The organism is Streptomyces cellostaticus (assembly GCF_023630175.1).
In the GTDB taxonomy this organism is placed as follows: domain Bacteria; phylum Actinomycetota; class Actinomycetes; order Streptomycetales; family Streptomycetaceae; genus Streptomyces; species Streptomyces cellostaticus_A.
In genome coordinates this window covers 47,235-67,224 of the sequence record NZ_JALLIN010000029.1, presented here as the reverse complement: position 1 = coordinate 67,224, position 19,990 = coordinate 47,235, and the positions used below count along the sequence as shown (strand labels likewise).

Genomic DNA, 19,990 nt, shown 5'->3' with positions numbered 1-19,990 from the left:
GGCCTTCGGATCGCGTGCCCGCTGCGCGGTTCCGGCGTGCACGGTCAGGCCTCCCGGAGGTCCTTGACGCGACGGAGCTTGCCGAGGGAGCGTTCCAGGGTGTCCGGGTCCACGACGGTCACCTCCACGGTGACACCGACGCCGTCCTTGACTCCCTTGGCGATGAGCTTCGCGGCGGCCTCGCGCCGTTCGCGCGGGCAGTCGGGACGGGCCTCCACGCGCACCGTCATGTGGTCCATGCGGCCGCGGCGGGTGAGCCGGATCTGGAAGTGGGGGGCGACGCCCGGCGTGCGCAGGACGATCTCCTCGATCTGGCTGGGGAAGACGTTCACCCCGCGCAGAATGATCATGTCGTCGCAACGGCCGGTGATCTTCTCGACGCGGCGGAAGGCCGGGCGGGCGGTGCCGGGCAGAAGGCGGGTCAGGTCGCGCGTGCGGTAGCGGATGATGGGCAGCGCCTCCTTGGTGAGCGAGGTGAGGACGAGTTCGCCCGGCTCGCCGTCGGGCAGGACCTCGTCCGTGACGGGGTCGACGACCTCCGGCCGGAAATGGTCCTCCCACACGTGCAGGCCGTCCTTGGTCTCGACGCACTCCTGGGCCACGCCCGGCCCCATCACCTCGGACAGGCCGTAGATGTCGACGGCGTGGATGTCCATGCGCTCCTCGATCTCCCGGCGCATCTCCTCCGTCCACGGCTCGGCGCCGAACACGCCGATCCGCAGGGACGTCGAGCGGGGGTCGACGCCCTGCCGTTCGAACTCGTCGAGCAGGGTGAGCATGTAGGAGGGGGTGACCATGATGATCTCCGGCCGGAAGTCCTGGATGATCTGCACCTGGCGGGCCGTCATGCCTCCCGAGGCGGGGATGACGGTGCAGCCGGCGCGCTCGGCCCCGTAGTGGGCTCCCAGTCCCCCGGTGAACAGACCGTACCCGTAGCTGATGTGCACCTTGTGGCCTGGGCGCCCGCCGGCGGCGCGGATCGAGCGGGCGACCAGGTCGGCCCAGGTGGAGATGTCGTTCTCCGTGTAGCCGACGACGGTGGGCCGCCCGGTCGTGCCGCTGGACGCGTGGATGCGGCGGACCTCGGACATGGGGACGGCGAACATGCCGAAGGGGTAGGTGTCGCGCAGGTCGGCCTTGGTGGTGAACGGAAAGCGGGCCAGGTCCGCCGGCGTCCGGCAGTCCGCGGGGCCGACGCCGGCCGCGTCGAACTTCCTCCGGTACAGCTCGACGTTGTCGTAGGCGTGCCTCAGCGTCGACCTGAGGCGGCGCGACTGCAGATCGTGCAGCTCGTCGCGGGTGAGGTTCTCCGCGCCGTCCAGCAGATCCGGCGGACAGGGCTCCCCCAGGCGCCCGCCTGTGACTGACCTGGTCTTCGGCTCGATGCTCATTGCGACTCCTTGGAGGTGCGGGCCCTGAGGACGCGGCTGCGGCCGCGGAACTCCGCGACCACCTCTCCACCGCGCGTCACCGTGACGTCGTAGATACCGCTGCGACCGAACCGGGTGCGCTCCCGGGCGGTGGCCACCAGGACGTCGCCCTCGTACGCCGGGGCCACGAAGTCGATGTCCGCCCCGGCCGCCACCGTGGTCGGCCCGTGGCTGTTGCAGGCGCAGGCGAAGGCGGTGTCGGCGAACAGGAACAGATAGCCGCCGTGGGCGATCCTGTGCCCGTTGACCATGGCGGGAGTCACGGTCATGCGCAGCTCCGCGGTCCCGGGGCCGTGTCGCACGAGCTCGATGCCCAGTCGCCGGGACGCTTCGTCCGCGCGGAACATCCTCTCGACCGGGTCATCCGCGTCGACGGTCCGTTTCATTGCATTCACCATCTTGTTCCCGACCGAACATTCGGTAAGCGTATGGCAAGGCCCAGTAATTCAAGCCACGCCGACGCCTGTCAAGAGGTGGATCACAGGCCCCGGACCACGCCCGCGGTTCGGGTGCCACGCCCGCGGAGGCCGCGGACGGCTTCCGGGCCGGCGCCGGTACGGGACACGGCCGGGCGGGGCCGAGGGGCACCGCGGCATCGCTTCCCAAACGGCGGCGCCGTGTCATACCATCTACCGAACGAATGGTCGGTAGGGATAGGTGACGGAGATGAGCGCACTGCAGACCGGCTCGACGACGGCCGCGGACGGCACACCACCGGACCTCGCTCGGCGTTTCGACGACACGATCGCGCGCGACCAGCGGATCGAGCCGCGGGACTGGATGCCCGAGGGCTACCGCAGGACGCTGATCCGGCAGGTGGCCCAGCACGCGCACTCGGAGATCATCGGCATGCAGCCGGAGGGCGAGTGGATCACCCGTGCGCCGTCCCTGCGCCGCAAGGCGATCCTCTTCGCCAAGGTGCAGGACGAGGCCGGCCACGGGCTGTACCTGTACTCGGCGGCCGAGACCCTGGGTGCCGACCGCGCCGATCTCACCGAGCGGCTGATCGAAGGCCGCCAGAAGTACTCCTCGATCTTCAACTACCCGACCGTGAGCTTCGCCGACGTCGGTGTCATCGGCTGGTTCGTCGACGGGGCGGCGATCTGCAACCAGGTGCCGCTGTGTCGCAGCTCCTACGGGCCGTACGCGCGCGCCATGGTCCGCATCTGCAAGGAGGAGTCCTTCCACCAGCGGCAGGGCTACGAGTTGCTGATGACGATGATGCGCGGCACGGACGCGCAGCGCGAGATGGTCCAGGACGCGGTGAACCGCTGGTGGTGGCCGTCACTGATGATGTTCGGCCCGCCCGACGACTCCTCGCCCAACTCGGCGCAGTCGATGGCCTGGAAGATCAAGCGGCACAGCAACGACGAGCTGCGCCGGCGATTCGTGGACATGACCGTGCCGCAGGCCGAGAAGCTCGGCGTCACCCTGCCCGACCCCGAGCTGCGCTGGAACGAGGAGCTCGGGCGCCATGACTTCGGCACGCCCGACTGGGACGAGCTGATGCGCGTCATCAAGGGCGACGGGCCCTGCAACGCCGAGCGGATCGAGCGCCGCCGGACCGCTCACGAGGAAGGCGCCTGGGTGCGCGAAGCGGCGGCCGCGCACGCCGCCAAGCAGGCCGACAGGAAGAAGAACGGAGCAGTGGCATGAGCGACACGCAGGCGAAGAAGGGCGGCTGGCCGCTGTACGAGGTCTTCGTGCGCGGCAAGCGCGGACTCAACCATGTCCACGTCGGATCCCTGCACGCCGCCGACGACCGCATGGCGCTCACCCACGCCCGCGACCTGTACACGCGGCGCAACGAGGGCGTGAGCATCTGGGTGGTGCGCTCGGAGCACATCGCGGCGTCCACCCGCGACGAGAAGGACCCGTTCTTCGACCCGAGCGCCGACAAGGTCTACCGGCACCCCACCTTCTACGACATCCCCGACGACGTCCCGCACATCTAGGAGCAGGTCATGAGCGATGATCACGTCTACCTGTCCCTGGCCGAGGGACACGAGGACGGCGACGCCCGCTGGGCCTTCGGCACCGGCTTCGAGGACCCCCTGTACGGCGTGAGCACGGCCGTCCCCGAGGACGTCGACCCGGCCGACCTGGCCGCGTGCTGCCTCGCCCTCGGTGACGACGCACTCGTCACCGCGCAGCGGCTGGCCGAGTGGACCACGCGCGCCCCGGAACTGGAGGAGGAGGTCGCCCTCGCCAACATCGGTCTCGACCTCCTCGGCCAGGCCCGTCTGCTGTACGCCCGGTGCGGCCAGGTCGACGGCACCGGGCGCGGCGAGGACGCCTATGCCTACTTCCGCGACGCGGACGACTTCCGCAGTGTGCGCCTGGCCGAACTGCCCAACGGCGACTTCGCGTTCTCCATGGCACGGCTGCTGGTCCTCTCCGCCTGGCGCCTGGCCCACTTCGAGCGGCTGGCCGCCTCCCGCGACCCGGTGCTCGCCGCCGTCGCCGCCAAGGGCGTGAAGGAACTGACCTACCACCGGCAGTACGCGGCCGAGTGGGTCGTCCGGCTCGGTGACGGGACCGCGGAGTCCCACCGGCGCATGCAGGCCGGCCTCGACCGGGTGATGCCGTACGTGGGCGAGTTGTTCGCGGCGTACGACGCCGCGGAGGCGGTGCTCGCCGTGCTGCGCCAGGTCGGCGAGGCCGCCACCCTGTCCCTGCCGGCCGTGCCGGAGGCGGCAGCGGGCTCCGGGCGCGAGGGCGAGCACACCGAGCACCTCGCGGTACTGCTGGCGGACCTGCAGAGCGTCGCCCGCGCCCACCCGGAGGCGACATGGTGACCGCCCTCGCCGACGTCCGGCGCGCCCGGCGCATCGCCGAGCAGGTGCCCGACCCCGAGTTGCCCATGCTCACCCTCGCCGACCTCGGTGTGCTGCGCGAGGTGCGGATGACACCGGAGGGCACGGTCGTCGCCGACCTCACGCCCACCTACTCCGGCTGCCCCGCCATGTCGGAGATGCGAGCCGAGGTGTTCGCACGGCTGACCGGAGCCGGATACGAGCGCGTGGAGGTGCGCACGGTCCTCGATCCACCGTGGACCACCGACTGGATCACCTCCGAGGGGCGCCGCAAGCTCGCCGAACACGGGATCGCCCCGCCCGGACCGGCACCGCGCCCGGCGCCGGGTCCGGTACCGCTGGTGCTGTCGCCCCGCCGCGAAGCGGTGTGCTGCCCGCGGTGCGGCAGCACGGACACGGAGGAGACCTCCCGTTTCGGCGCCACCTCCTGCAAGGCGCTGTGGCGCTGCCGCGCCTGCCGCGAACCGTTCGAGCACGTCAAGGAGATCTGATGGAGGACCTGTTGGCCCCCGCCGACGCGGCCCCCGCCCCGGTGCGGCGCACCCGTCGCCGCCCGGCGTTCCACACCGTGCGGGTCGCGGCGATCGAGCGGCTGTGCGAGGACGCGGTCGCCGTGAGCTTCGACATCCCCGACGAGCTGGCCCAGGAGTTCGCCTTCCGGCCCGGCCAGTCGCTGACCCTCCGCCGTGAGGTGGACGGGCGCGACGAGCGGCGCTCCTACTCGATCTGCTCCCCGGTGGGTTCCCGGCCCCGGATCGGCGTGCGGATGGTCCCCGGCGGCCTGTTCTCCTCGTGGCTGGTCAAGGAGGTCGAACCGGGCGACGCCGTCGAGGTGATGGGCCCGGTGGGCGCCTTCACCCCCGACCTGGCGGCACCCGGGCACCACGTGCTCATCGCGGCCGGCTCGGGCATCACGCCCATGGTCTCCATCGCGGAATCGGTCCTCGCGGCCGACGAGGCGTCCCGGGTCACCCTGTTCTACGGCAACCGCCGCACCGACTCGGTGATGTTCGCCGACGAACTGGCCGACCTCAAGGACCTCTACCCGGCCCGGTTCCAGTTGGCGCACGTGCTGTCCCGCGAGCCTCGCGAGGCGGAACTGCTGAGCGGCCGCTTGGACGCCGACCGGCTGGCCGCTCTCGTCGACGGTCTGGTCGACGTCTCCGAGGCCGACCACTGGTGGCTGTGCGGCCCGCACGGGATGGTGCTCGACGCCCAGCGGGTGCTGGCCGGGCTCGGCGTGCCGGACGAACGGATCCACCAGGAGCTCTTCTTCGCCGGGGACGAACCGGTGGCGCCGGCCCGTCATGAGGAACCCCGCGCCGACGGGCCGGTCAGCCAGGTCACCGTCGTCCTGGACGGCCGCTCCACCACCTCGCCGCTCTCCCGCGAGACCACCCTTCTCGACGCCGCGGCCAGGGTGCGGCCCGACCTGCCCTTCGCCTGCAAGGGCGGTGTCTGCGGCACGTGCCGCGCCCACATCACCGAGGGCGAGGCGGACATGCGCCGCAACTACGCGCTGGAGCCGGCCGAGGTGGAGGCGGGATACGTGCTGACCTGCCAGACCTTCCCGGTCTCGGACACCCTGACCGTCGACTACGACAGCTGAGGGACCGCGCGCCCCGGTCCTGGGGACCGGGGTCGTCAACGACGTCCGAGCCCACGGTGCGTCGCGGGGGGCCGTGCGGCCGGCGCTGCCGCGCGGTCGCCCGGGGCGTGCCGGCGGCCGAGTGGCAGCGGCGGCCGGCCCCCGGCGAGTCGTGTCGGCCCGCCGAGGAACGGGGTCGTCCGGGTTCAGCCGTCAGTCTCCGCCCGGCTCCCCGTGGCTGCGCACGACCTCCTTCACCTTGGCCAGCGCGAACCCCCAGCCCTGCTCGACGGTCGGCTTGGCCGGAACGGCGATCTCGTCGGGGTTGGTGAGGACGTCCAGCAGTACCGGGCCCGGAGTGCGGAAGGCGCGTCGCACGGCGCTCTCCACGTCGGCGGGATCCGTCACCCGGATTCCGGGGATGCCCATGGCCTCGGCGACGGCGGCGAAGTCGGGGTTGTCGAGCACCGTGCCGAACTCGGGCAGACCGGCCTGCTCCTGCTCCAGTTTCACCATGCCCAGCCGGCGGTTGTCGAAGACGACGAGTTTGACGGGGAGCCGGTACGTCTTCAGCGTCATGAGGTCGCCGAGGAGCATGCTCAGCCCACCGTCACCGCAGAAGGCGACGACCTGCCGGTCACGGTCCAGGAACTGGGCGCCCAGGGCCTGGGGCATGGCGTTGGCCATCGAGCCCAGGTTGTACGAGCCGATGAGGCGTCGCTCGCCGCGCATCTCGACGAAGCGCGAGAGCCACACCGTGGCCATGCCCGTGTCGGACGTGAAGACGGCGTCGTCGGCCGCCGCCCGGTCGACGGCCGCCGCCAGGGCCTCCGGGCGGATGTCGTGCGCACGGTTGTCCAGGGCGGAGCGGATGCGGCCCACGACCCCCTTGTCGTGGTCGGGGTCGGCGAGCCGAGCCTGACCGGTGCGCCACTGGCCGAAGCGTTCACGCGCCTTCTCCAGGTGCGAGCGGTCGCGTGCCCCGTCCGCCCCGGCGGGCGCGACGGTCAGGTGCCCCAGGAGGTCGCGCACGGTGGCGCCGGTGTCCCCCACCAGCCCGACGTCGACCGGTACGCGGCGTCCGATGTGGGTCGCTTCGGTGTCCACCTGGATCACGGTCCGGCCCTCGGGATACCAGTCCCGGTACGGGAAGTCCGTGCCGAGCAGCAGGAGGGTGTCCGCGTCCTGGAGGGCGGCCGCCGCCGCCGGGTTGCCGATCAGGCCCGTCTGGCCCACCTGGAACGGATTGCCGTCGCCCTCGAAGCCGGCCTTGGCCTTCAGGGTGAGCACCATGGGCGCGGCCAGCCGGTCGGCGAGGGTGAGCACGTCCTGGCGGGCGGCCCGGGCCCCCGCGCCGACGAGGAGGGTGACGCGCTCGGAGCGGTCGAGGAGTTCCGCGGCACGCCGGACGGCGGCCTCGTCCGGCCGGGTCACCGGGGCATTCAGCGAGAACCGGGCCGGCCGGTCGGCGGTCAGTTCGCGCTCGCCGAGGTCACCGGGCACGGTGAGGACGGCGACGCCCTTGCGGCCCCGTGCGTGGCGCACCGCGGTCTCCAGCATCTGCGGTAGCTGGTCGGGCGAGGTGACGGTCCCGCGGAAGACGGCCACGTCGTTGAAGAGGGCGTCGTTGTCGACCTCCTGGAAGTAGTCGCTGCCGAGTTCGGCGAGCGGCACCTGGCCGGCGATGGCCAGCACCGGCGCGTGGCTCTTGGCCGCGTCGTAGAGCCCGTTGAGGAGGTGGACGGAGCCGGGTCCGACGGTGCCCATGCACACGCCGAGGGTGTCGGTGAGCTGCGACTGGGCGCTCGCGGCGAAGGCTGCCGCCTCCTCGTGCCGGCAGCCCACCCACTCCAGGCCGTCGGTGGTGCGGATGGCGTCCGTCACGGGGTTGAGGGCGTCTCCCACGACGCCGAACACCTGGCGCACGCCGAGTTCGCTCAGCGCGTCCACGATGACTTGGGCAACGGTACGGGGCACGGTGAGTCCTCCAGGTCACACGGTGAAACGATCGGGGTCGGCGGCCTTCCAGTCGGCCGCCCAGGATGCCGGCGGCTCGGCGAGCAACCGCCCTGGCTCGAGCCACTCGTACAGTTCGTCGTAGGAGCGTTGGGTGAGGGGGTCGACGCGTCGGCGGAGCATGTGCGGGCGCAGCTCCGCGGGGTCGGTGACGCCCATGGACGCCATGATCTGCAGCGCGCTCGCCACGGTCGCCTCCTGGAAGCGCTGGACGCGCGGCGCCTTGTCACGGACGTCGAGGGCGCGGGCGCGGCGGGGGTCCTGGGTCGCGACGCCGGTGGGGCAGGTGTTGGTGTGGCACCGCTGCGCCTGTATGCAGCCGACGGCGAACATCATGGCGCGCGCGGCGTTGCCGTAGTCGGCGCCCTGCACCATGCGTTTGACGAGGTCGGTCCCGGTGGCGATCTTGCCACTGGCGCCGATCCTGATCCGGTCGCGCAGTCCCGCTCCCACGAGCGCGTTGTGCACCGTGAGCAGGCCCTCGGTGAGCGGGGTGCCCACGTGGTCGGCGAACTCCAGCGGTGCCGCCCCGGTCCCGCCCTCGGCGCCGTCCACCACGATGAAGTCGGGCGTCGTGCCCTCCTCCAGCATGGCCTTGCACACGGCCAGGAACTGCCGGCGCGACCCCACGCACAGCTTGAACCCGGCGGGTTTGCCGCCGGACAGCTCGCGCATGCGGGCGATGAAGCGCACGAGTTCACGAGGGGTGGAGAACACCCGGTGGCCGGGCGGGGACACGACCGTTCGCCCCTCGGGCACGTCCCGGACCCGGGCGATCTCGGCGTTCACCTTGGCCCCGGGGAGCACACCGCCGATGCCGGGCTTGGCGCCCTGCGACAGTTTCAGGGACACGCACTTGACGTGGTCGTGCGCGGCCTTGTCGGCGAACTCGGCCGCGTCGAAGTCGCCGTCCCGGGTCCGGCAGCCGAAGTACCCGGTGCCGATCTCCCACACGAGGTCGCCCCCCGGACGCAGGTGGTGGTCGGACAGCCCGCCCTCGCCGGTGTCGTGGGCGAATCCCCCCGCCGCGGCGCCGCCGTTCAGAGCCAGGACGGCGTTGGCGGACAGCGAGCCGAAGCTCATCGCCGACACGTTCAGCAGTGCCATGTCGTACGGCCGCGCGCAGTCCGGACCGCCGACCCGTACACGCGGCGGGGTCCTGGGCACCGGGCGCGGCGCCATCGACGGCACCAGGAACTCGTAGCCGGACCGGTAGACGTCCCTCTCGGTGCCGAACGGCTCCTCGGCGTCCGCGCCCTTGGCGCGCGCGTAGACGATGCTGCGGACGTCCCGGTCGAACGGTCGCCCGTCGAAGTTCCGCTCGATGAAGTACTGCTGCAGCTCGGGGCGGATGCGTTCCAGGAGGAAGCGGGCGTGGCCGAGGACCGGATAGTTGCGCAGCACCGAATGCCGGCGCTGCACCAGGTCCGCCACGCCCAGCAGGCCCAGCAGAACCAGGGGCACGGCGGCGAGCGACCACCAGGGGGAGATCAGGACCGCCGCCAAGGACGCCGGCACGCCTGCGACGAGAGTCAGTACGACGATTGCAATGCGTATCACCACCTGCTCCTTGCCGTGTGATCGCTCTCCAGTCCTGCGGAAGTGTCAAGAACCCGCCAAGCGGGGTGAGCGTCCGTGCCGCGGCGGACCGGGCGGTGGCGGCCGCGGGGCCGGCTGGGACGATGCCCCCGTGAACCCTTTCTGCCACGCGAGCGACGGTGCCGGTCATGACCGGCGGCAATCCCCGGAACCGAGGCGGGCCGAGCACGGCCGGTGGCCCGGGCTGGAGGCGGCCCTCGCTCTGGTCAACCGCGACCTGACGGCGACCCTGCCCGGTCAGGAGGGGCTGATCCTGGTGGTCGAGCCGCCCTGGCGGCCTCCGTCCCCGGGCGGGCTCGACGGGGGGCAGGTCTACGTGGCGATGCCCGACGGCCGCTGGCACGGCGAGCCGGTGAACACCTGCGAGCCGGAGGAGGGCGACCCTGCGGACCCCGACGACGAGGAGACGGCGCTGGCCGTGGTCGCGGAGGCGGCGCAGTCGACCGTCATGGAGCTGCTCCGGCAGGTCTGGCCGATCTGCTTCGAGCACGGGCTCGGCCTGCATCCTCGTCCCGCCGGGACCGCCGAGGACTGGCACCGGGGCGACGGGGACGCCGCCGGTCCACCGGTGTGGTGGTGCCGCGGCCGGGACGGCCACTGCCACGACGTCTCGCTCGTGGGCGAGCTGGCCGGCGCCCTGCCGGGCGAGCGGCGTCGCGCCCTGCGGCGCGGCGGGCGCGGGCGGGACGGCCTTCGGTAGCCGCGGCGCGGGCCGGCCGTGGGGCGGGGGAACCGGTCTCACCGCTTGCCCGCGGTCCTGCGGCCCGGAAGGTCGTCGATCGGGGCGTCATCAATGCGGACGGTGCGGGTAGGTGTCAGTGACCTCAGTCGTTCGCACGAAAGTGATGCCCTGCCATGGCCGAGACACGGGACGTCGTCGAGCTCATCCTTCAGGACCACCGGCGCATGGAGGACCTGTTCCGCCTGATGCGCAGTGTGGAAGCAGACCGGGCCGCCGCGCTCCGGGAGTTCGCTGACCTGCTGACCGCCCACGCGCTGGCCGAGGAGGCCGAGGTCTATCCCGCGCTGAAGAGGTACAAGGACATCGACGACGAGGAACTCGAACACGGCGAGCACGAGCACGACGACGGCAACCGGGCCCTCCTGAGGCTCCTGGAGGTGGCGGAGGTCGGCTCCGAGGAGTGGGACTCCGCTCTGGAGGCGCTGGTGGAGGCCATCACCCACCACACCGACGAGGAGGAGCGCACCATTCTCAACGGCGCCCGGGAGAACGTGGCGACGCAACGGCGGGAGGAACTGGGAGTGGCCTTCCTGCAGGAGCGCGAGCGCCGGCTGAAGGAAGGCAGCGGCTCGGTCGAGAACGTGCGGCGCATCGTCAACGGCTGACCCCGCCTCGGCACCGGGTCCCCGCACCGGTGCGGGGACCCCCGTTCTCACCAGGTGGGGATGAAGCCTCCGTCGATGATCATGTCACTGCCGGTGATGTTGCCGGCCTGGTCGCCGACCAGAAACAGAACGAGGTCGGCGACTTCCTCCGGTGTGGAGAAGCGGCCGGTGGCGGTGGACCCTGCCGCCCGCGCGACCACGTCGTCCGGGGTGATGCCGGCGGCCGCGGAGACCGTGGCCGCGACCCCGTCCTGGGCCAGCCAGAGGTCGGTCCGCACCGGTCCGGGGCTGACGGTGTTGACGCGGATGCCTTGGGGCCCGACCTCCTTCGACAGCGCTTTGGAGAAGGCGACGACGGCGGCCTTGCCGGCGCTGTAGTCGATCACCATGGGGTCGGGCAGGGTGGCGTTGACGGAGGCCACCGTGACGATCGCGCCCCGCCCGGCGTCGAGCATGAGCGGCAGGGCCGCTCGGGTGACGCGCACGGCGCTGAGCAGGTTCAGGTTCAGGACGTGCTCCCAGTCGGCGTCGGTCACCGTCAGGAAGCCGCCGGTCCGGGCGGGCGCGGCGCCGACGTTGTTGACCAGGATGTCCAGGTTTCCCCTCGCCTCGCGGATGAGCCGCTCGGCGTCCCGGGTGTCGCCGAGGTCCACCGGCACCCAGGTGACCGCACCGTCCTCGGCGAGTGCCTCCAGTTCGGGTGTGGAGGTACGGGATCCGGCGATGACCGTCGCCCCGGCCCGCGCCAGAGCCGCGACGACGGCCAGACCAATGCCCTTGCTGGCACCGGTCACCACGGCGGTGCGGCCGTGCAGTGGGCTGCTCATCAGCACTCCTGGTTCTCCCGGTGCCCGTGAGCACCGATGTCCGGTGCCGCTCCCCGGCGGCTTCGCTCCCCTCAGTCTCAGGTCAGCACCGGCAACCGCGCACGAGTCGGCCGGCCGCGGTCTCCGGTCGGCGGGCCGCTCGGGCGGGCGCGGGCCGGGCCGTCACGCCTGCGGGCCCGCTTCGGCCATACCGGTGAGGGCGCAGGCCTGTCCCGCTTCTCCCGGACCACCGCGATCGCCGCGACGGCGTCCGCGCGTCTTTACCTGATCAAGGTTGGCCTGAATCTTTTCAAGGGACAACAGTTGAGTATTGGACCGTCAAAGATCGGGCACCGTACGCCTGGACGCCCGCCCGGCGCGTGCGGCGTCCGTTTCCCGCGCCGCGGAGCGGGTCCGCGGCCGGGGTCGGCTCTTGCGCTCATGGGGGGATCGAAGATGAGGTTCGGCGCACGAAGGTGTTCGAGGGTGCACGACCCGGCCGGCGGTGCGGCCCGGCCGGAGGTGCGCCCGGCCCACGAACTGCCGGCCTTCGAACTGTCCGTACCGGAGTACCGGGCGCTCCTGCGAGTGATCGAGCACGCCCGGACCTGCCTCGTCCTGCGCAGCGGCAGTGACGCCGAGACCATCAGCAACGCCGGCGGCGCCGAGTTGGCGACCCTGCTCGAGCGGCGGGCGGCAGCCACCCGCGGCCAGGGGGCCGGCGATGCGCCCGGAGTACCGATGCTGGCCTGCGAGATCCGGCACCTGGAGGCGGCCGTGGTGAACCTGGAGTCCTACGGCGGGCACGAAACCGTGCTCTGCACGGGCTACGCCCTGCTCGAGCGGTGCGAGGACCTCGCAAGGGACACCCGGGCGGCGCGCGTGACGGACGGGGTGCTCACCCTGGACCGGCACGCGCCCCCGGTGCCCGGCCCTTGACCCCGCCGTCGGCGCACCCTCATCCGGCCCCGCGCGACCCAGCAAGAATGATCATCGGATTGTCACATCAAGAGGCTCGTCGATCAGCTTTGATCGTTCTTGAGCAGACCTCTCCCCTGGCGGATCGGTGCGCATACGGTGCGTTCACAGGCGGACCCGGAAACGGAGCCGGCCGCAGCCGATGACCAAGGGGAGGGCGCCCGATGGCGACCGTGGAAGTGGCGTTGAAGGAAATGGTGACCGGGATCGAGGGGGCGCTGGGGGCGGCAGTCGTCGACTACACCAGCGGCATGGCCCTGGGCACCCTGGGCGGGGGCAAGGACCTGGACCTGACGGTGGCCGCGGCCGGGAACACCGACGTGATCCGCGCCAAGGTCCGCACCATGGAACTCCTCGGTCTGCAGAGCCAGATCGAGGACATCCTGATCACTCTGGGAGGGCAGTACCACCTCATGCGGCTGGTCAGGAGCCGGGACGGCAACGGCCTGTTCCTCTACCTCGTGATCGACAGGGCCCGCTCGAACCTGGCCATGGCACGCCATCAGCTCAAGCGGATCGAAGGGGACCTCGAGGTCTAGTCACTCCTCGATTCCGGGCCGACGCATGCCCATGAATTGAAGAATTCTTCAAGCCATCACATGGAGAGGATGACAATTCATGAACATCGGCGGCCCGGAGCGAGAAAAATGGGCAGGCAGTACTCATGTCGCGGCCGGTCCTCAGGGGCGGGCCGCGCCATGAGAGGCCCCCGGACAGGCAGGAAGAACGCTATGCAGGTTCCTCTTTACCAAGCCAAGGCAGAGTTCTTCCGCATGCTCGGGCATCCCACCCGCATCAGGGTCCTGGAACTGCTGCAGCACGGCCCGGTCCCGGTACGGGACCTGCTCGCGGACATCGAGATCGAGCCGTCCAGCCTCTCCCAGCAGCTTGCCATCCTGCGCCGCGCGGGCATCGTCGTGTCCACCCGGGAGGGCTCCACCGTCACCTACGCGCTCGCCGGGGGTGACGTGGCCGAACTCCTGCGTGCGGCTCGCCGTATCCTCACCGAGCTCCTGGCGGGGCGGAACCAACTGCTGGCGGAACTGCAGCAGACCGACATGCCCCCGCCCCGAAGGACATCCGTGACCGGCGACGCGGTCGAGACCGGTATCCGCTGAGCACGGCCGGCCCCGACGCCTCGGGTGTCGCCGATGACGGCGACCCGGCGGGGGCCGCGGGCCGGGGCCGTCCGCCGGGGTCCGGCCTGCCGTGGCACCGGCGGCCGCCCCCGTGGCCGGCACGCCCGCCGCGGCGAGAAGGACGATCCGACGGAGCATGGGCACGGTTCCTCGGGCGGGTGTCCAGGTGAGCGGCGCTCCCCGGGACCGGGGCCGCACCTGGCACGCTCTTCGACGCCGCCGCGCCGTGCAGCGCGGGCGAGGCGAACGGCTGACGGCCTCCTGGGGCTGTGGGCTGAGCGCACGGTGGTACCGCCGCCCGCCGCCCGCCGCCCGTTCGTCGAGCCGGGGCCGCGGGACGGCATCCCCTCCTCGGCCGTGGAAGCCGAACACCGGCTGCCCGACGGCGAGAACCAGCCGAAATCAGGCGCACCGGCTGCGCCGGAACGAGCCCCTGTGCGAGCGCGGCACGTGTCTCGCGAGCGGCGGCCGGGGCGGCCGCGCCGCCGACGATTGACCCTCACGCGGCGTCATGCTCCATCGTCGGTGGCATGGCGGAACACCTGACCGTGGGGCGCGTGGCCGAGTTGGCCGGTGTGAGCGTCCGCACGCTGCATCACTACGACCAGATCGGGCTGGTGCGGCCGTCCGCGCGGACGGCGGCCGGATACCGGGCGTACTCACCGGTCGACGTGGGGCGGCTGCGGGAGGTGCTCGTCTACCGGCGGCTGGGCTTCGGACTGCGCGAGATCGCCGCTCTGGTCGACGACCCGGGCACCGACGCGGTCGCGCATCTGCGCCGGCTGCGCGGGCTGCTGCTGGAGGAACGCGACCGCGCCACCGCCATGGTGACGGCCATCGACAGGGAGCTGGAGGCACGGGCGATGGGGATCAGAATGACGTCGGAGGACCAACTCGGCCTTTTCGGATCGCGGTTGTACGAAGCGATCGGAACCGCCTACCCGGCGACGCGACGCACCGAGCCGCGGATCGCCGCGCAGGTCTGGGACGCCCTCGGGGACGCCCGTACGGTGCTGAACGTGGGCGCCGGCACCGGCTCCTACGAGCCCCCGGACCGCGACGTGACCGCGGTGGAACCGTCGGCGGTCATGCGTGCGCAGCGGCCCGCGAGCGCCGCTCCCTGCGTGGCCGCCACCGCGGAGAGCCTTCCGTTCGAGGATGATTCCTTCGACGCGGCCATGGCCTTCAGTACCGTTCACCACTGGCGGGACCCGATCGCCGGGCTGCGCGAGATGCGGCGCGTGGCCCGGCGCGTGGTGGTGTTCACGCACGACACGAGTGACGCCGGATGGCGTCACCGCTTCTGGCTGACCCGCGACTATCTGCCCGAGGTCACCGGACTCGTCGCCGGCCGCCCCTCGGTACACCGGCTGGCCCGCGCGATCGGGGCCCGCCTGGAGCCGGTGCTCATCCCGTGGGACTGCGCCGACGGCTTCCTCGAGGCCCACTGGCGTCGTCCCGAGGCGTACCTGGACGAGCAGGTGCGCCGCGCGGTGTCGGTGTGGACCCGGGTCGGCGCGGAGGCCGAACAGCGAGCGGTGGACAGGCTCCGCGACGACCTCTCCTCGGGCCGGTGGGCCGAGCGCAACCCCGACCTGACCGATCTCGACGCCGCGGAGCTCGGCCTCCGCCTGCTCGTGGCCTGAACCCCGGCGCGCGAGCCGACCGGCACGAGCCCGACCGGCACGGTGCCACCCCCAGGGGCCGCCCGCACAGGTGCGCCGCCCGGCCGGCGTACCGCCCCCGATGTCCGAGGACGGCCGTGACGCGCGACACCCGTCGGGGCGGCGGCCCGCACCACGACGTCGTCAGCGGGCACGACCGAACCCGCCGCACCCGACCGCAGCGGGCACAGGTTGTCGGGTGCGGCAGACTCGGCCCCTCCTAGCGTGGGTGAACACAGGGGAAGGAGGCCGGGGTTGCTGGATCGGCTGAACCAGGCGATGGAGCACATCGAGCGCCACCTCGACCGTCACATCGAGGTGTCCGCGCTGGCCCGCATCACGGTCACGTCGGAGTACCACTTCCGGCGACTGTTCTCGTCACTGGCCGGGATGCCGCTGTCGGAGTACGTCCGGCGCCGGCGGCTCACCGTCGCGGGTGCCGAAGTACTGGCCGGAAGCCCGACCTTGCTGGAGATCGGGATCCGCTACGGCTACACCTCGGGCGAGGCTTTCGCCCGGGCGTTCCGTGCCATGCACGGCGTCGGTCCCGGCGAGGCGAGACGTACCGGCGCGGCGCTGAACTCACAGCCCCGGCTCTCCTTCCGTCTCACCGTCGAAGGGAACAGCACCATGCGGTACCGCATCGTGGAGAAGGAAGCATTCCGGGTCGTCGGCAAGAAGGCCCGCGTCCCGCTGATCCACCGGGGGGTCAACCCGCACATCGCCGAGCACATCCGGAGTATCCCGCCGGAGACGACGCTGCGGATCTCCGGCCTGTCGGACCAGGACCCGCAGGGCGTGGTGTCGGCGACCGTACGCCTGTCGGAGGGCTTCGAGGAGGGCAGCGAGCTCGACTACTACCACGCCGTGGTGACCACTGCCGCCGAGCCGCCGGACGACCTCGACGTGCTCAACTGCCCGGCGGGCACCTGGGCCGTGTTCGACAGCACCGGACCGTTCCCGCAGGCACTGCAGGAGATGTGGGGTGACGTGGCCGCCCAGTGGATGCCGGCCAACCCGTACGAGTACCGTCCGGGGCCGGAGATCCTGCGCACCCGTCCGTCGCAGGACGATCCGGCTCGGTCCGAAGCGCAGTTGTGGATCCCGGTGACCCGCACCACGGCCTGAGGCGGGGCCCCCGCGGCGCAACGCCACCGCGGCGCCCGGTGATTCGGCAAGGAGCCGAGCCACTCCGAGGAGGGGCCGGCAGGAGCCGACCAGCGCCGCCAGGGCACCGCCCGGCGCCGGGCCGCCGCCGGAGGGGAGCCTTTCGGTCCCGGACGGGCCGATGGCCCGCTCCGGCGGGACCCCGCCGCGCTCGACCGCTTCCGGGACGGCGACCTGCCGGGCCCCGGGACGGGCGGTGGCCCTGCCCGCGACAACAGCGAGCGCCGACGCGGGCGGTCACCGCGCACCCGAAGGCTGCGCCCCGGTCTCCGTCCCTTCGGGTCAGGGCGTGTCAGGCATGGGCCCGGCGCGGTCCGCCCGTCCTCCGAGAAGCGGCATGGTGCGTGGGCCTCGCCGTGCGCGCGGTCCGGAAGCGCCGCAGCCAGAAGGTGGCCGCGGCCAGGAGGCCGGCGAAGATGGCGAGGAGGAGGACGGATACCCACATCTGCCGGCTGCCGGGAGACTGCCGGCTGGTCCAGGCGGTCGACGCGGCCCACAGCAGGACGCCCACCGTGTAGAAGGCACGAACCCGGCGCAGTTGTCGCACGGCCCGCAGGGACATGAGATCGGTTGTGGCTGCCATGCCGGCCCGTGTACCCCGTCGGGCGCCGTTCAGCGCACCGGAATCCCCCTTGGCCGCTTCGCTGTCCGGGGCCGCTCGGTGTCCCCTTCGGACCGGGTCCGGTAGCGGTCGGCCGGGCCGGCGGGCACATGTGCCCTGCCGCGCTCGGGCCACCCCCGCACCCGGGCCCGGGCGGGAGCGGGGTCAGCTCTGGGCGGTGGGCCTGACGACCAGCTCGTTCACGTCCACGGTCTCAGGCTGCTCGATGGCGAACGCGATGGTTCGGGCGATCGCGTCCGGCGGAATGGCGATCCGGTCCCGCATGTCCGTGATCTCCGCTCGGACCCGCGGACTCGTGGAGGCTTCGGCGAAGTCGGGCCCTGTGGCGCCGGGCGAGACGGTGGTGACCCGCAGCGAGTCGCCCGCTTCCTGGCGCAGGCCTTCGGCAATGGCACGGACCGCGAACTTCGTGCCGGCGTACACCGCCATGGCCGGCACGACACGGAATGCGGCGGGCGGCGAGCCGCTCGGAACGGCGCGCCCCGAGGACGAGCCGAGCACCCCGCTCCGCGAGCAGCAGTGCGGTCACCTCACCGATGCCGCTGCCGCTGCCGGCTCCCGTGATCGCCACGGCCTTGCCTGCGATTCCCGACACCATCTCCGCCTCTTCCCTCCGCGTCACGCGTCGCCGGTGACCGGACCGGTCATCGGTGGGAGCCGAATCTCCCGCGCGGCACAGTCTGCGAGGTCTTCAGCCTGGTATCCAGAAGGTGTTCATACTGGAACCAGGAGTGCCATCCACCATGCAGACGGACCCGAATCAGCACCGTGAGCTGGGTGCCTTCCTTCGCAGCCGCAGAGAGCGGATCACGCCGGACGCGGTCGGGCTGCCCCACGCCGGACGACGCAGGACGCCGGGCCTGCGCCGGGAGGAGCACGCGGCCTGCTCGCCCGGCTCAGGACGCCGGCCGGCAGCCATCCGGGCGACCCCCGGTACACCCGGTTGATCGACGAGCTGAAGGCACGCAGTCCGGAGGTCCGTGCGTGGTGGCCGCGGTACGACGTGCAGGCGCGGCACGGCGGACGGAAGCGGCTGCGGCTCGCGGGGCGGGGAGTGGTCGAATTCGCCTACACCGCCTTCCACCTGGCCGAACACCCGGAGCACACGTTGGTGATCTACTCGGAACCCGGTCAACCGCATCCAGGAACCCGAGCGCCCGCGAAGCGGGGGTGGCGGAAACGGCGGGTGGGCGCGAAGGGGAACCCCATGACCAAGTGGGTGGTGAGACCGGACGGTGGCCGTCCGGAGGGCCGGAGCTGCGTCCACGCGGCGGACGCGGGCACGGCACCGGCGCCGGTGCCGCAGAGCGACGTGTGCCCGGAGTGCGAGGCCCGGGGACAGCGCGGAGGACGCCTGCGGCTCTGCCTGGCCTGCGGGCACATGGGATGCTGCGACAGTTCGCCGGGCGCCCACGCGACCGCTCACCACGAAGCGACCGGGCACCCCCTGGTGCGTTCCACGGAGCCGGGGGAGGAATGGGCGTGGTGCTACGTCGACGAGGTGTACCTGCAGCCCGCGGAATCGGCATGATCAGCGCATGGGGTGCGGGCCGCCCGGTGGTCCGCCGTCTGCGGGGCCCGAAGGCCCTGCGTCGCTGACGGCCGACAGCGCCGGGGCCGTCCTCCGGCCGACGGCGCCGGTCTAAGCGCTTCGCGGCCGTCGGGACGTCGTCCTCCTGGCGGTCGTCCTCTTCGCGGACGCCTCCTTCCCGGAGGCCTTCCTCGCGGACGCCTCCTTCGCGGACGCCTCCTTCGCCGACCCCTTCCCCCCGGACGTCTCCTTCGTGGACGCCTTCCTCCCCGTGGGCCTTGCGTCCGGTTGCTTCTCGGCCCTCCCCCGCCTGGCGGCCGTTGTCTTCTCGGGCTTCGGCAGCCTGCGCACCTCCGCGGTGCCGACGTCCTCTCCGCGGGAGGCCTTCGCCTTCCGCACCGACTCACTCAGCGCTGCCATCAGGTCGAGCACCTGGGCCGGTGCCGCCGGCTCCGGCGCCTCGGGCAGCGGCTTCTCCTCCCGCTTCGCCTCGATGATCCGCGCCATGGCCTCGGTGTAGCGGTCCTGGAACTCCTCCCCCTCGAGGTCGTCGCGGGCCATGGTCTCCATCAGCGCGAGCGCCCCCTCGATCTCCTCGTCCGACACGTCCACCGGCGGGGGCAGCAACTCCTTCGGGGAGCGGATCTCGTCGGGCCAGCGCATGGCGTGGAGTACCAGGACGTCGTCCTTCACCCGGAGCAGGCCGAGCCGCTCACGACCGGACCAGGCGTACTTCGCGACCGCCACCTTCGAGGAGCGGCCGAGAGCCCGGGCGAGCAGCTTGTAGGGCTTGGCCGCGACCTTCCCGGCCGGTTGCAGGTAGTAGCCCTCGCCGATCCTGATCGGGTCGATGGAGGCGAGCGGCACGAAGGCGTCGATCTCGATCGCCTTCGCCGTGGGCAGGGGAAGATTGCGCAGGTCCTCGTCCGTGATGGGGATGACCTGCGTCTTCGTCAGCTCGTAGCCCTTGCCGATCTCTTCCGGGGAGACCTCCCGGTCCTCGAGCTCGCAGATCTTGCGGTAGCGGACCCGCCCCATGTCCGTGGTGTGGAACTGGTGGAACCGGATCGAATGGTCCTCCGTCGCGCCGACCACGTTGATCGGGACGGTGACCAGGCCGAACGAGATGGCACCGGACCAGATGGTTCGGGGCATGCGCACACCTCCGCGATAGCCCCGAGCACCAACAGCCTAGGGAGGCCGCATGCGGACCGCACTCCGCCGGAGCCGGGCCGCGGTGCTCCCACCGGGTGCGTGGGCGGGCGACGACGCCATCGAGGGGTGAAG

Annotated in this window: 20 protein-coding genes and 2 pseudogenes; 14 read left to right on the top strand and 8 right to left on the bottom strand. The window is 72.1% G+C overall.

Going from position 1 to position 19,990, the window contains the following annotated elements; all coding sequences use genetic code 11:
• Positions 1–44 precede the first annotated feature (44 nt).
• Both paaK and paaI read right to left on the bottom strand, forming a co-directional pair.
• On the bottom strand, positions 45–1,391 hold the full coding sequence (gene paaK, locus MXD57_RS19695; RefSeq protein WP_250402849.1) for a phenylacetate--CoA ligase PaaK: 1,347 nt from the start codon (positions 1,389–1,391) through the stop codon (positions 45–47).
• Positions 1,388–1,828, bottom strand: coding sequence for a hydroxyphenylacetyl-CoA thioesterase PaaI (gene paaI / locus MXD57_RS19690; protein WP_250402848.1), 441 nt, complete (start codon positions 1,826–1,828; stop codon positions 1,388–1,390). Before paaI ends, paaK begins: the two co-directional genes overlap by 4 nt.
• Before the next feature lie 268 nt (positions 1,829–2,096).
• Between paaI and paaA the strand changes: the two genes are divergently transcribed.
• The 5 genes from paaA to paaE are packed head-to-tail and all read left to right on the top strand — an operon-like array spanning position 2,097 to position 5,855.
• The gene (gene paaA / locus MXD57_RS19685) at positions 2,097–3,086 is read left to right on the top strand and encodes a 1,2-phenylacetyl-CoA epoxidase subunit PaaA (RefSeq protein WP_250402847.1); all 990 of its coding nucleotides are present in this window, start codon (positions 2,097–2,099) and stop codon (positions 3,084–3,086) included.
• The gene (paaB, locus tag MXD57_RS19680) at positions 3,083–3,385 is read left to right on the top strand and encodes a 1,2-phenylacetyl-CoA epoxidase subunit PaaB (RefSeq protein WP_250402846.1); all 303 of its coding nucleotides are present in this window, start codon (positions 3,083–3,085) and stop codon (positions 3,383–3,385) included. The genes paaA and paaB overlap by 4 nt, the downstream gene beginning before the upstream one ends.
• A 9-nt stretch (positions 3,386–3,394) precedes the next feature.
• Positions 3,395–4,228 carry a 1,2-phenylacetyl-CoA epoxidase subunit PaaC gene (gene paaC, locus MXD57_RS19675; RefSeq protein WP_250402845.1) on the top strand — a complete coding sequence of 278 codons (834 nt, stop codon included), beginning with the start codon at positions 3,395–3,397 and terminating at the stop codon, positions 4,226–4,228.
• Entirely contained in the window at positions 4,222–4,737 is a 516-nt protein-coding gene (paaD, locus tag MXD57_RS19670) for a 1,2-phenylacetyl-CoA epoxidase subunit PaaD (RefSeq protein WP_250402844.1), read from the top strand. The genes paaC and paaD overlap by 7 nt, the downstream gene beginning before the upstream one ends.
• Positions 4,737–5,855, top strand: a complete 1,119-nt coding sequence (gene paaE / locus MXD57_RS19665; protein ID WP_250402843.1) for a 1,2-phenylacetyl-CoA epoxidase subunit PaaE — start codon at positions 4,737–4,739, stop codon at positions 5,853–5,855. The genes paaD and paaE overlap by 1 nt, the downstream gene beginning before the upstream one ends.
• A 192-nt stretch (positions 5,856–6,047) precedes the next feature.
• Here the strand turns inward: paaE and MXD57_RS19660 are convergent, their stop codons facing one another.
• On the bottom strand, positions 6,048–7,811 hold the full coding sequence (locus MXD57_RS19660; RefSeq protein WP_250402842.1) for a thiamine pyrophosphate-dependent enzyme: 1,764 nt from the start codon (positions 7,809–7,811) through the stop codon (positions 6,048–6,050).
• A gap of 15 nt (positions 7,812–7,826) precedes the next feature.
• Positions 7,827–9,410, bottom strand: coding sequence for an FMN-binding glutamate synthase family protein (locus MXD57_RS19655; protein WP_250402841.1), 1,584 nt, complete (start codon positions 9,408–9,410; stop codon positions 7,827–7,829).
• Positions 9,411–9,540: 130 nt separating this feature from the next.
• Here MXD57_RS19655 and MXD57_RS19650 point away from each other — a divergent pair, with 130 nt between their 5' ends.
• Positions 9,541–10,149 carry a hypothetical protein gene (locus MXD57_RS19650; RefSeq protein ID WP_250402840.1) on the top strand — a complete coding sequence of 203 codons (609 nt, stop codon included), beginning with the start codon at positions 9,541–9,543 and terminating at the stop codon, positions 10,147–10,149.
• 155 nt (positions 10,150–10,304) lie between these two features.
• Entirely contained in the window at positions 10,305–10,796 is a 492-nt protein-coding gene (locus MXD57_RS19645; RefSeq protein ID WP_250402839.1) for a hemerythrin domain-containing protein, read from the top strand.
• Positions 10,797–10,843: 47 nt separating this feature from the next.
• On the opposite strand, the gene MXD57_RS19640 is transcribed toward MXD57_RS19645, so the two are convergent.
• On the bottom strand, positions 10,844–11,623 hold the full coding sequence (locus tag MXD57_RS19640; RefSeq protein WP_250402838.1) for an oxidoreductase: 780 nt from the start codon (positions 11,621–11,623) through the stop codon (positions 10,844–10,846).
• Between the two features lie 465 nt (positions 11,624–12,088).
• On the opposite strand from MXD57_RS19640, the gene MXD57_RS19635 reads away from it, so the two are divergent.
• The 5 genes from MXD57_RS19635 to MXD57_RS19615 all read left to right on the top strand — a co-directional run bounded on the left by MXD57_RS19635 (position 12,089) and on the right by MXD57_RS19615 (position 16,511).
• Positions 12,089–12,541 (top strand): hypothetical protein, encoded by a 453-nt coding sequence (locus MXD57_RS19635; protein ID WP_250402837.1) that lies wholly within the window; start codon positions 12,089–12,091, stop codon positions 12,539–12,541.
• A 203-nt stretch (positions 12,542–12,744) separates the two neighbouring features.
• Entirely contained in the window at positions 12,745–13,119 is a 375-nt protein-coding gene (locus MXD57_RS19630) for a hypothetical protein (RefSeq protein WP_250402836.1), read from the top strand.
• 192 nt (positions 13,120–13,311) lie between these two features.
• Positions 13,312–13,698: an ArsR/SmtB family transcription factor gene (locus tag MXD57_RS19625; protein WP_250402835.1), complete on the top strand. Its 387-nt coding sequence runs from the start codon at positions 13,312–13,314 to the stop codon at positions 13,696–13,698.
• A gap of 551 nt (positions 13,699–14,249) precedes the next feature.
• Positions 14,250–15,365, top strand: a complete 1,116-nt coding sequence (locus tag MXD57_RS19620) for a MerR family transcriptional regulator (RefSeq protein WP_250402834.1) — start codon at positions 14,250–14,252, stop codon at positions 15,363–15,365.
• A 273-nt stretch (positions 15,366–15,638) separates the two neighbouring features.
• Complete coding sequence (locus MXD57_RS19615; protein WP_250402833.1) at positions 15,639–16,511, top strand: AraC family transcriptional regulator; 873 nt, start codon at positions 15,639–15,641, stop codon at positions 16,509–16,511.
• Positions 16,512–16,842: 331 nt separating this feature from the next.
• Here MXD57_RS19615 and MXD57_RS19605 read toward each other — a convergent pair whose 3' ends face one another.
• Both MXD57_RS19605 and MXD57_RS19600 read right to left on the bottom strand, forming a co-directional pair.
• The gene (locus tag MXD57_RS19605; RefSeq protein WP_250402832.1) at positions 16,843–17,133 is read right to left on the bottom strand and encodes a hypothetical protein; all 291 of its coding nucleotides are present in this window, start codon (positions 17,131–17,133) and stop codon (positions 16,843–16,845) included.
• A gap of 183 nt (positions 17,134–17,316) precedes the next feature.
• Positions 17,317–17,767 (bottom strand): annotated as a pseudogene (locus MXD57_RS19600) (SDR family oxidoreductase).
• A gap of 288 nt (positions 17,768–18,055) precedes the next feature.
• On the opposite strand from MXD57_RS19600, the pseudogene MXD57_RS19595 reads away from it, so the two are divergent.
• A pseudogene (locus MXD57_RS19595) lies at positions 18,056–18,235 on the top strand (MmyB family transcriptional regulator); the annotation flags it as partial.
• A 144-nt stretch (positions 18,236–18,379) separates the two neighbouring features.
• Entirely contained in the window at positions 18,380–18,703 is a 324-nt protein-coding gene (locus tag MXD57_RS19590) for a UBP-type zinc finger domain-containing protein (RefSeq protein ID WP_250402879.1), read from the top strand.
• 111 nt (positions 18,704–18,814) lie between these two features.
• Here the strand turns inward: MXD57_RS19590 and ku are convergent, their stop codons facing one another.
• Positions 18,815–19,858 carry a non-homologous end joining protein Ku gene (ku, locus tag MXD57_RS19585; RefSeq protein ID WP_250402831.1) on the bottom strand — a complete coding sequence of 348 codons (1,044 nt, stop codon included), beginning with the start codon at positions 19,856–19,858 and terminating at the stop codon, positions 18,815–18,817.
• Positions 19,859–19,990: the final 132 nt, after the last annotated feature.

Coding starts and splice junctions, on each gene's coding strand:
- paaC (WP_250402845.1), top strand. CDS start 3,395: ATGAGCGATGATCACGTCTACCTGTCCCTGGCCGAGGGACACGAGGAC.
- paaI (WP_250402848.1), bottom strand. CDS start 1,828: ATGGTGAATGCAATGAAACGGACCGTCGACGCGGATGACCCGGTCGAG.
- paaK (WP_250402849.1), bottom strand. CDS start 1,391: ATGAGCATCGAGCCGAAGACCAGGTCAGTCACAGGCGGGCGCCTGGGG.
- paaA (WP_250402847.1), top strand. CDS start 2,097: ATGAGCGCACTGCAGACCGGCTCGACGACGGCCGCGGACGGCACACCA.
- paaE (WP_250402843.1), top strand. CDS start 4,737: ATGGAGGACCTGTTGGCCCCCGCCGACGCGGCCCCCGCCCCGGTGCGG.
- MXD57_RS19590 (WP_250402879.1), top strand. CDS start 18,380: ATGACCAAGTGGGTGGTGAGACCGGACGGTGGCCGTCCGGAGGGCCGG.
- MXD57_RS19605 (WP_250402832.1), bottom strand. CDS start 17,133: ATGGCAGCCACAACCGATCTCATGTCCCTGCGGGCCGTGCGACAACTG.
- MXD57_RS19645 (WP_250402839.1), top strand. CDS start 10,305: ATGGCCGAGACACGGGACGTCGTCGAGCTCATCCTTCAGGACCACCGG.
- paaD (WP_250402844.1), top strand. CDS start 4,222: ATGGTGACCGCCCTCGCCGACGTCCGGCGCGCCCGGCGCATCGCCGAG.
- MXD57_RS19630 (WP_250402836.1), top strand. CDS start 12,745: ATGGCGACCGTGGAAGTGGCGTTGAAGGAAATGGTGACCGGGATCGAG.
- paaB (WP_250402846.1), top strand. CDS start 3,083: ATGAGCGACACGCAGGCGAAGAAGGGCGGCTGGCCGCTGTACGAGGTC.
- ku (WP_250402831.1), bottom strand. CDS start 19,858: ATGCCCCGAACCATCTGGTCCGGTGCCATCTCGTTCGGCCTGGTCACC.
- MXD57_RS19620 (WP_250402834.1), top strand. CDS start 14,250: ATGGCGGAACACCTGACCGTGGGGCGCGTGGCCGAGTTGGCCGGTGTG.
- MXD57_RS19640 (WP_250402838.1), bottom strand. CDS start 11,623: ATGAGCAGCCCACTGCACGGCCGCACCGCCGTGGTGACCGGTGCCAGC.
- MXD57_RS19625 (WP_250402835.1), top strand. CDS start 13,312: ATGCAGGTTCCTCTTTACCAAGCCAAGGCAGAGTTCTTCCGCATGCTC.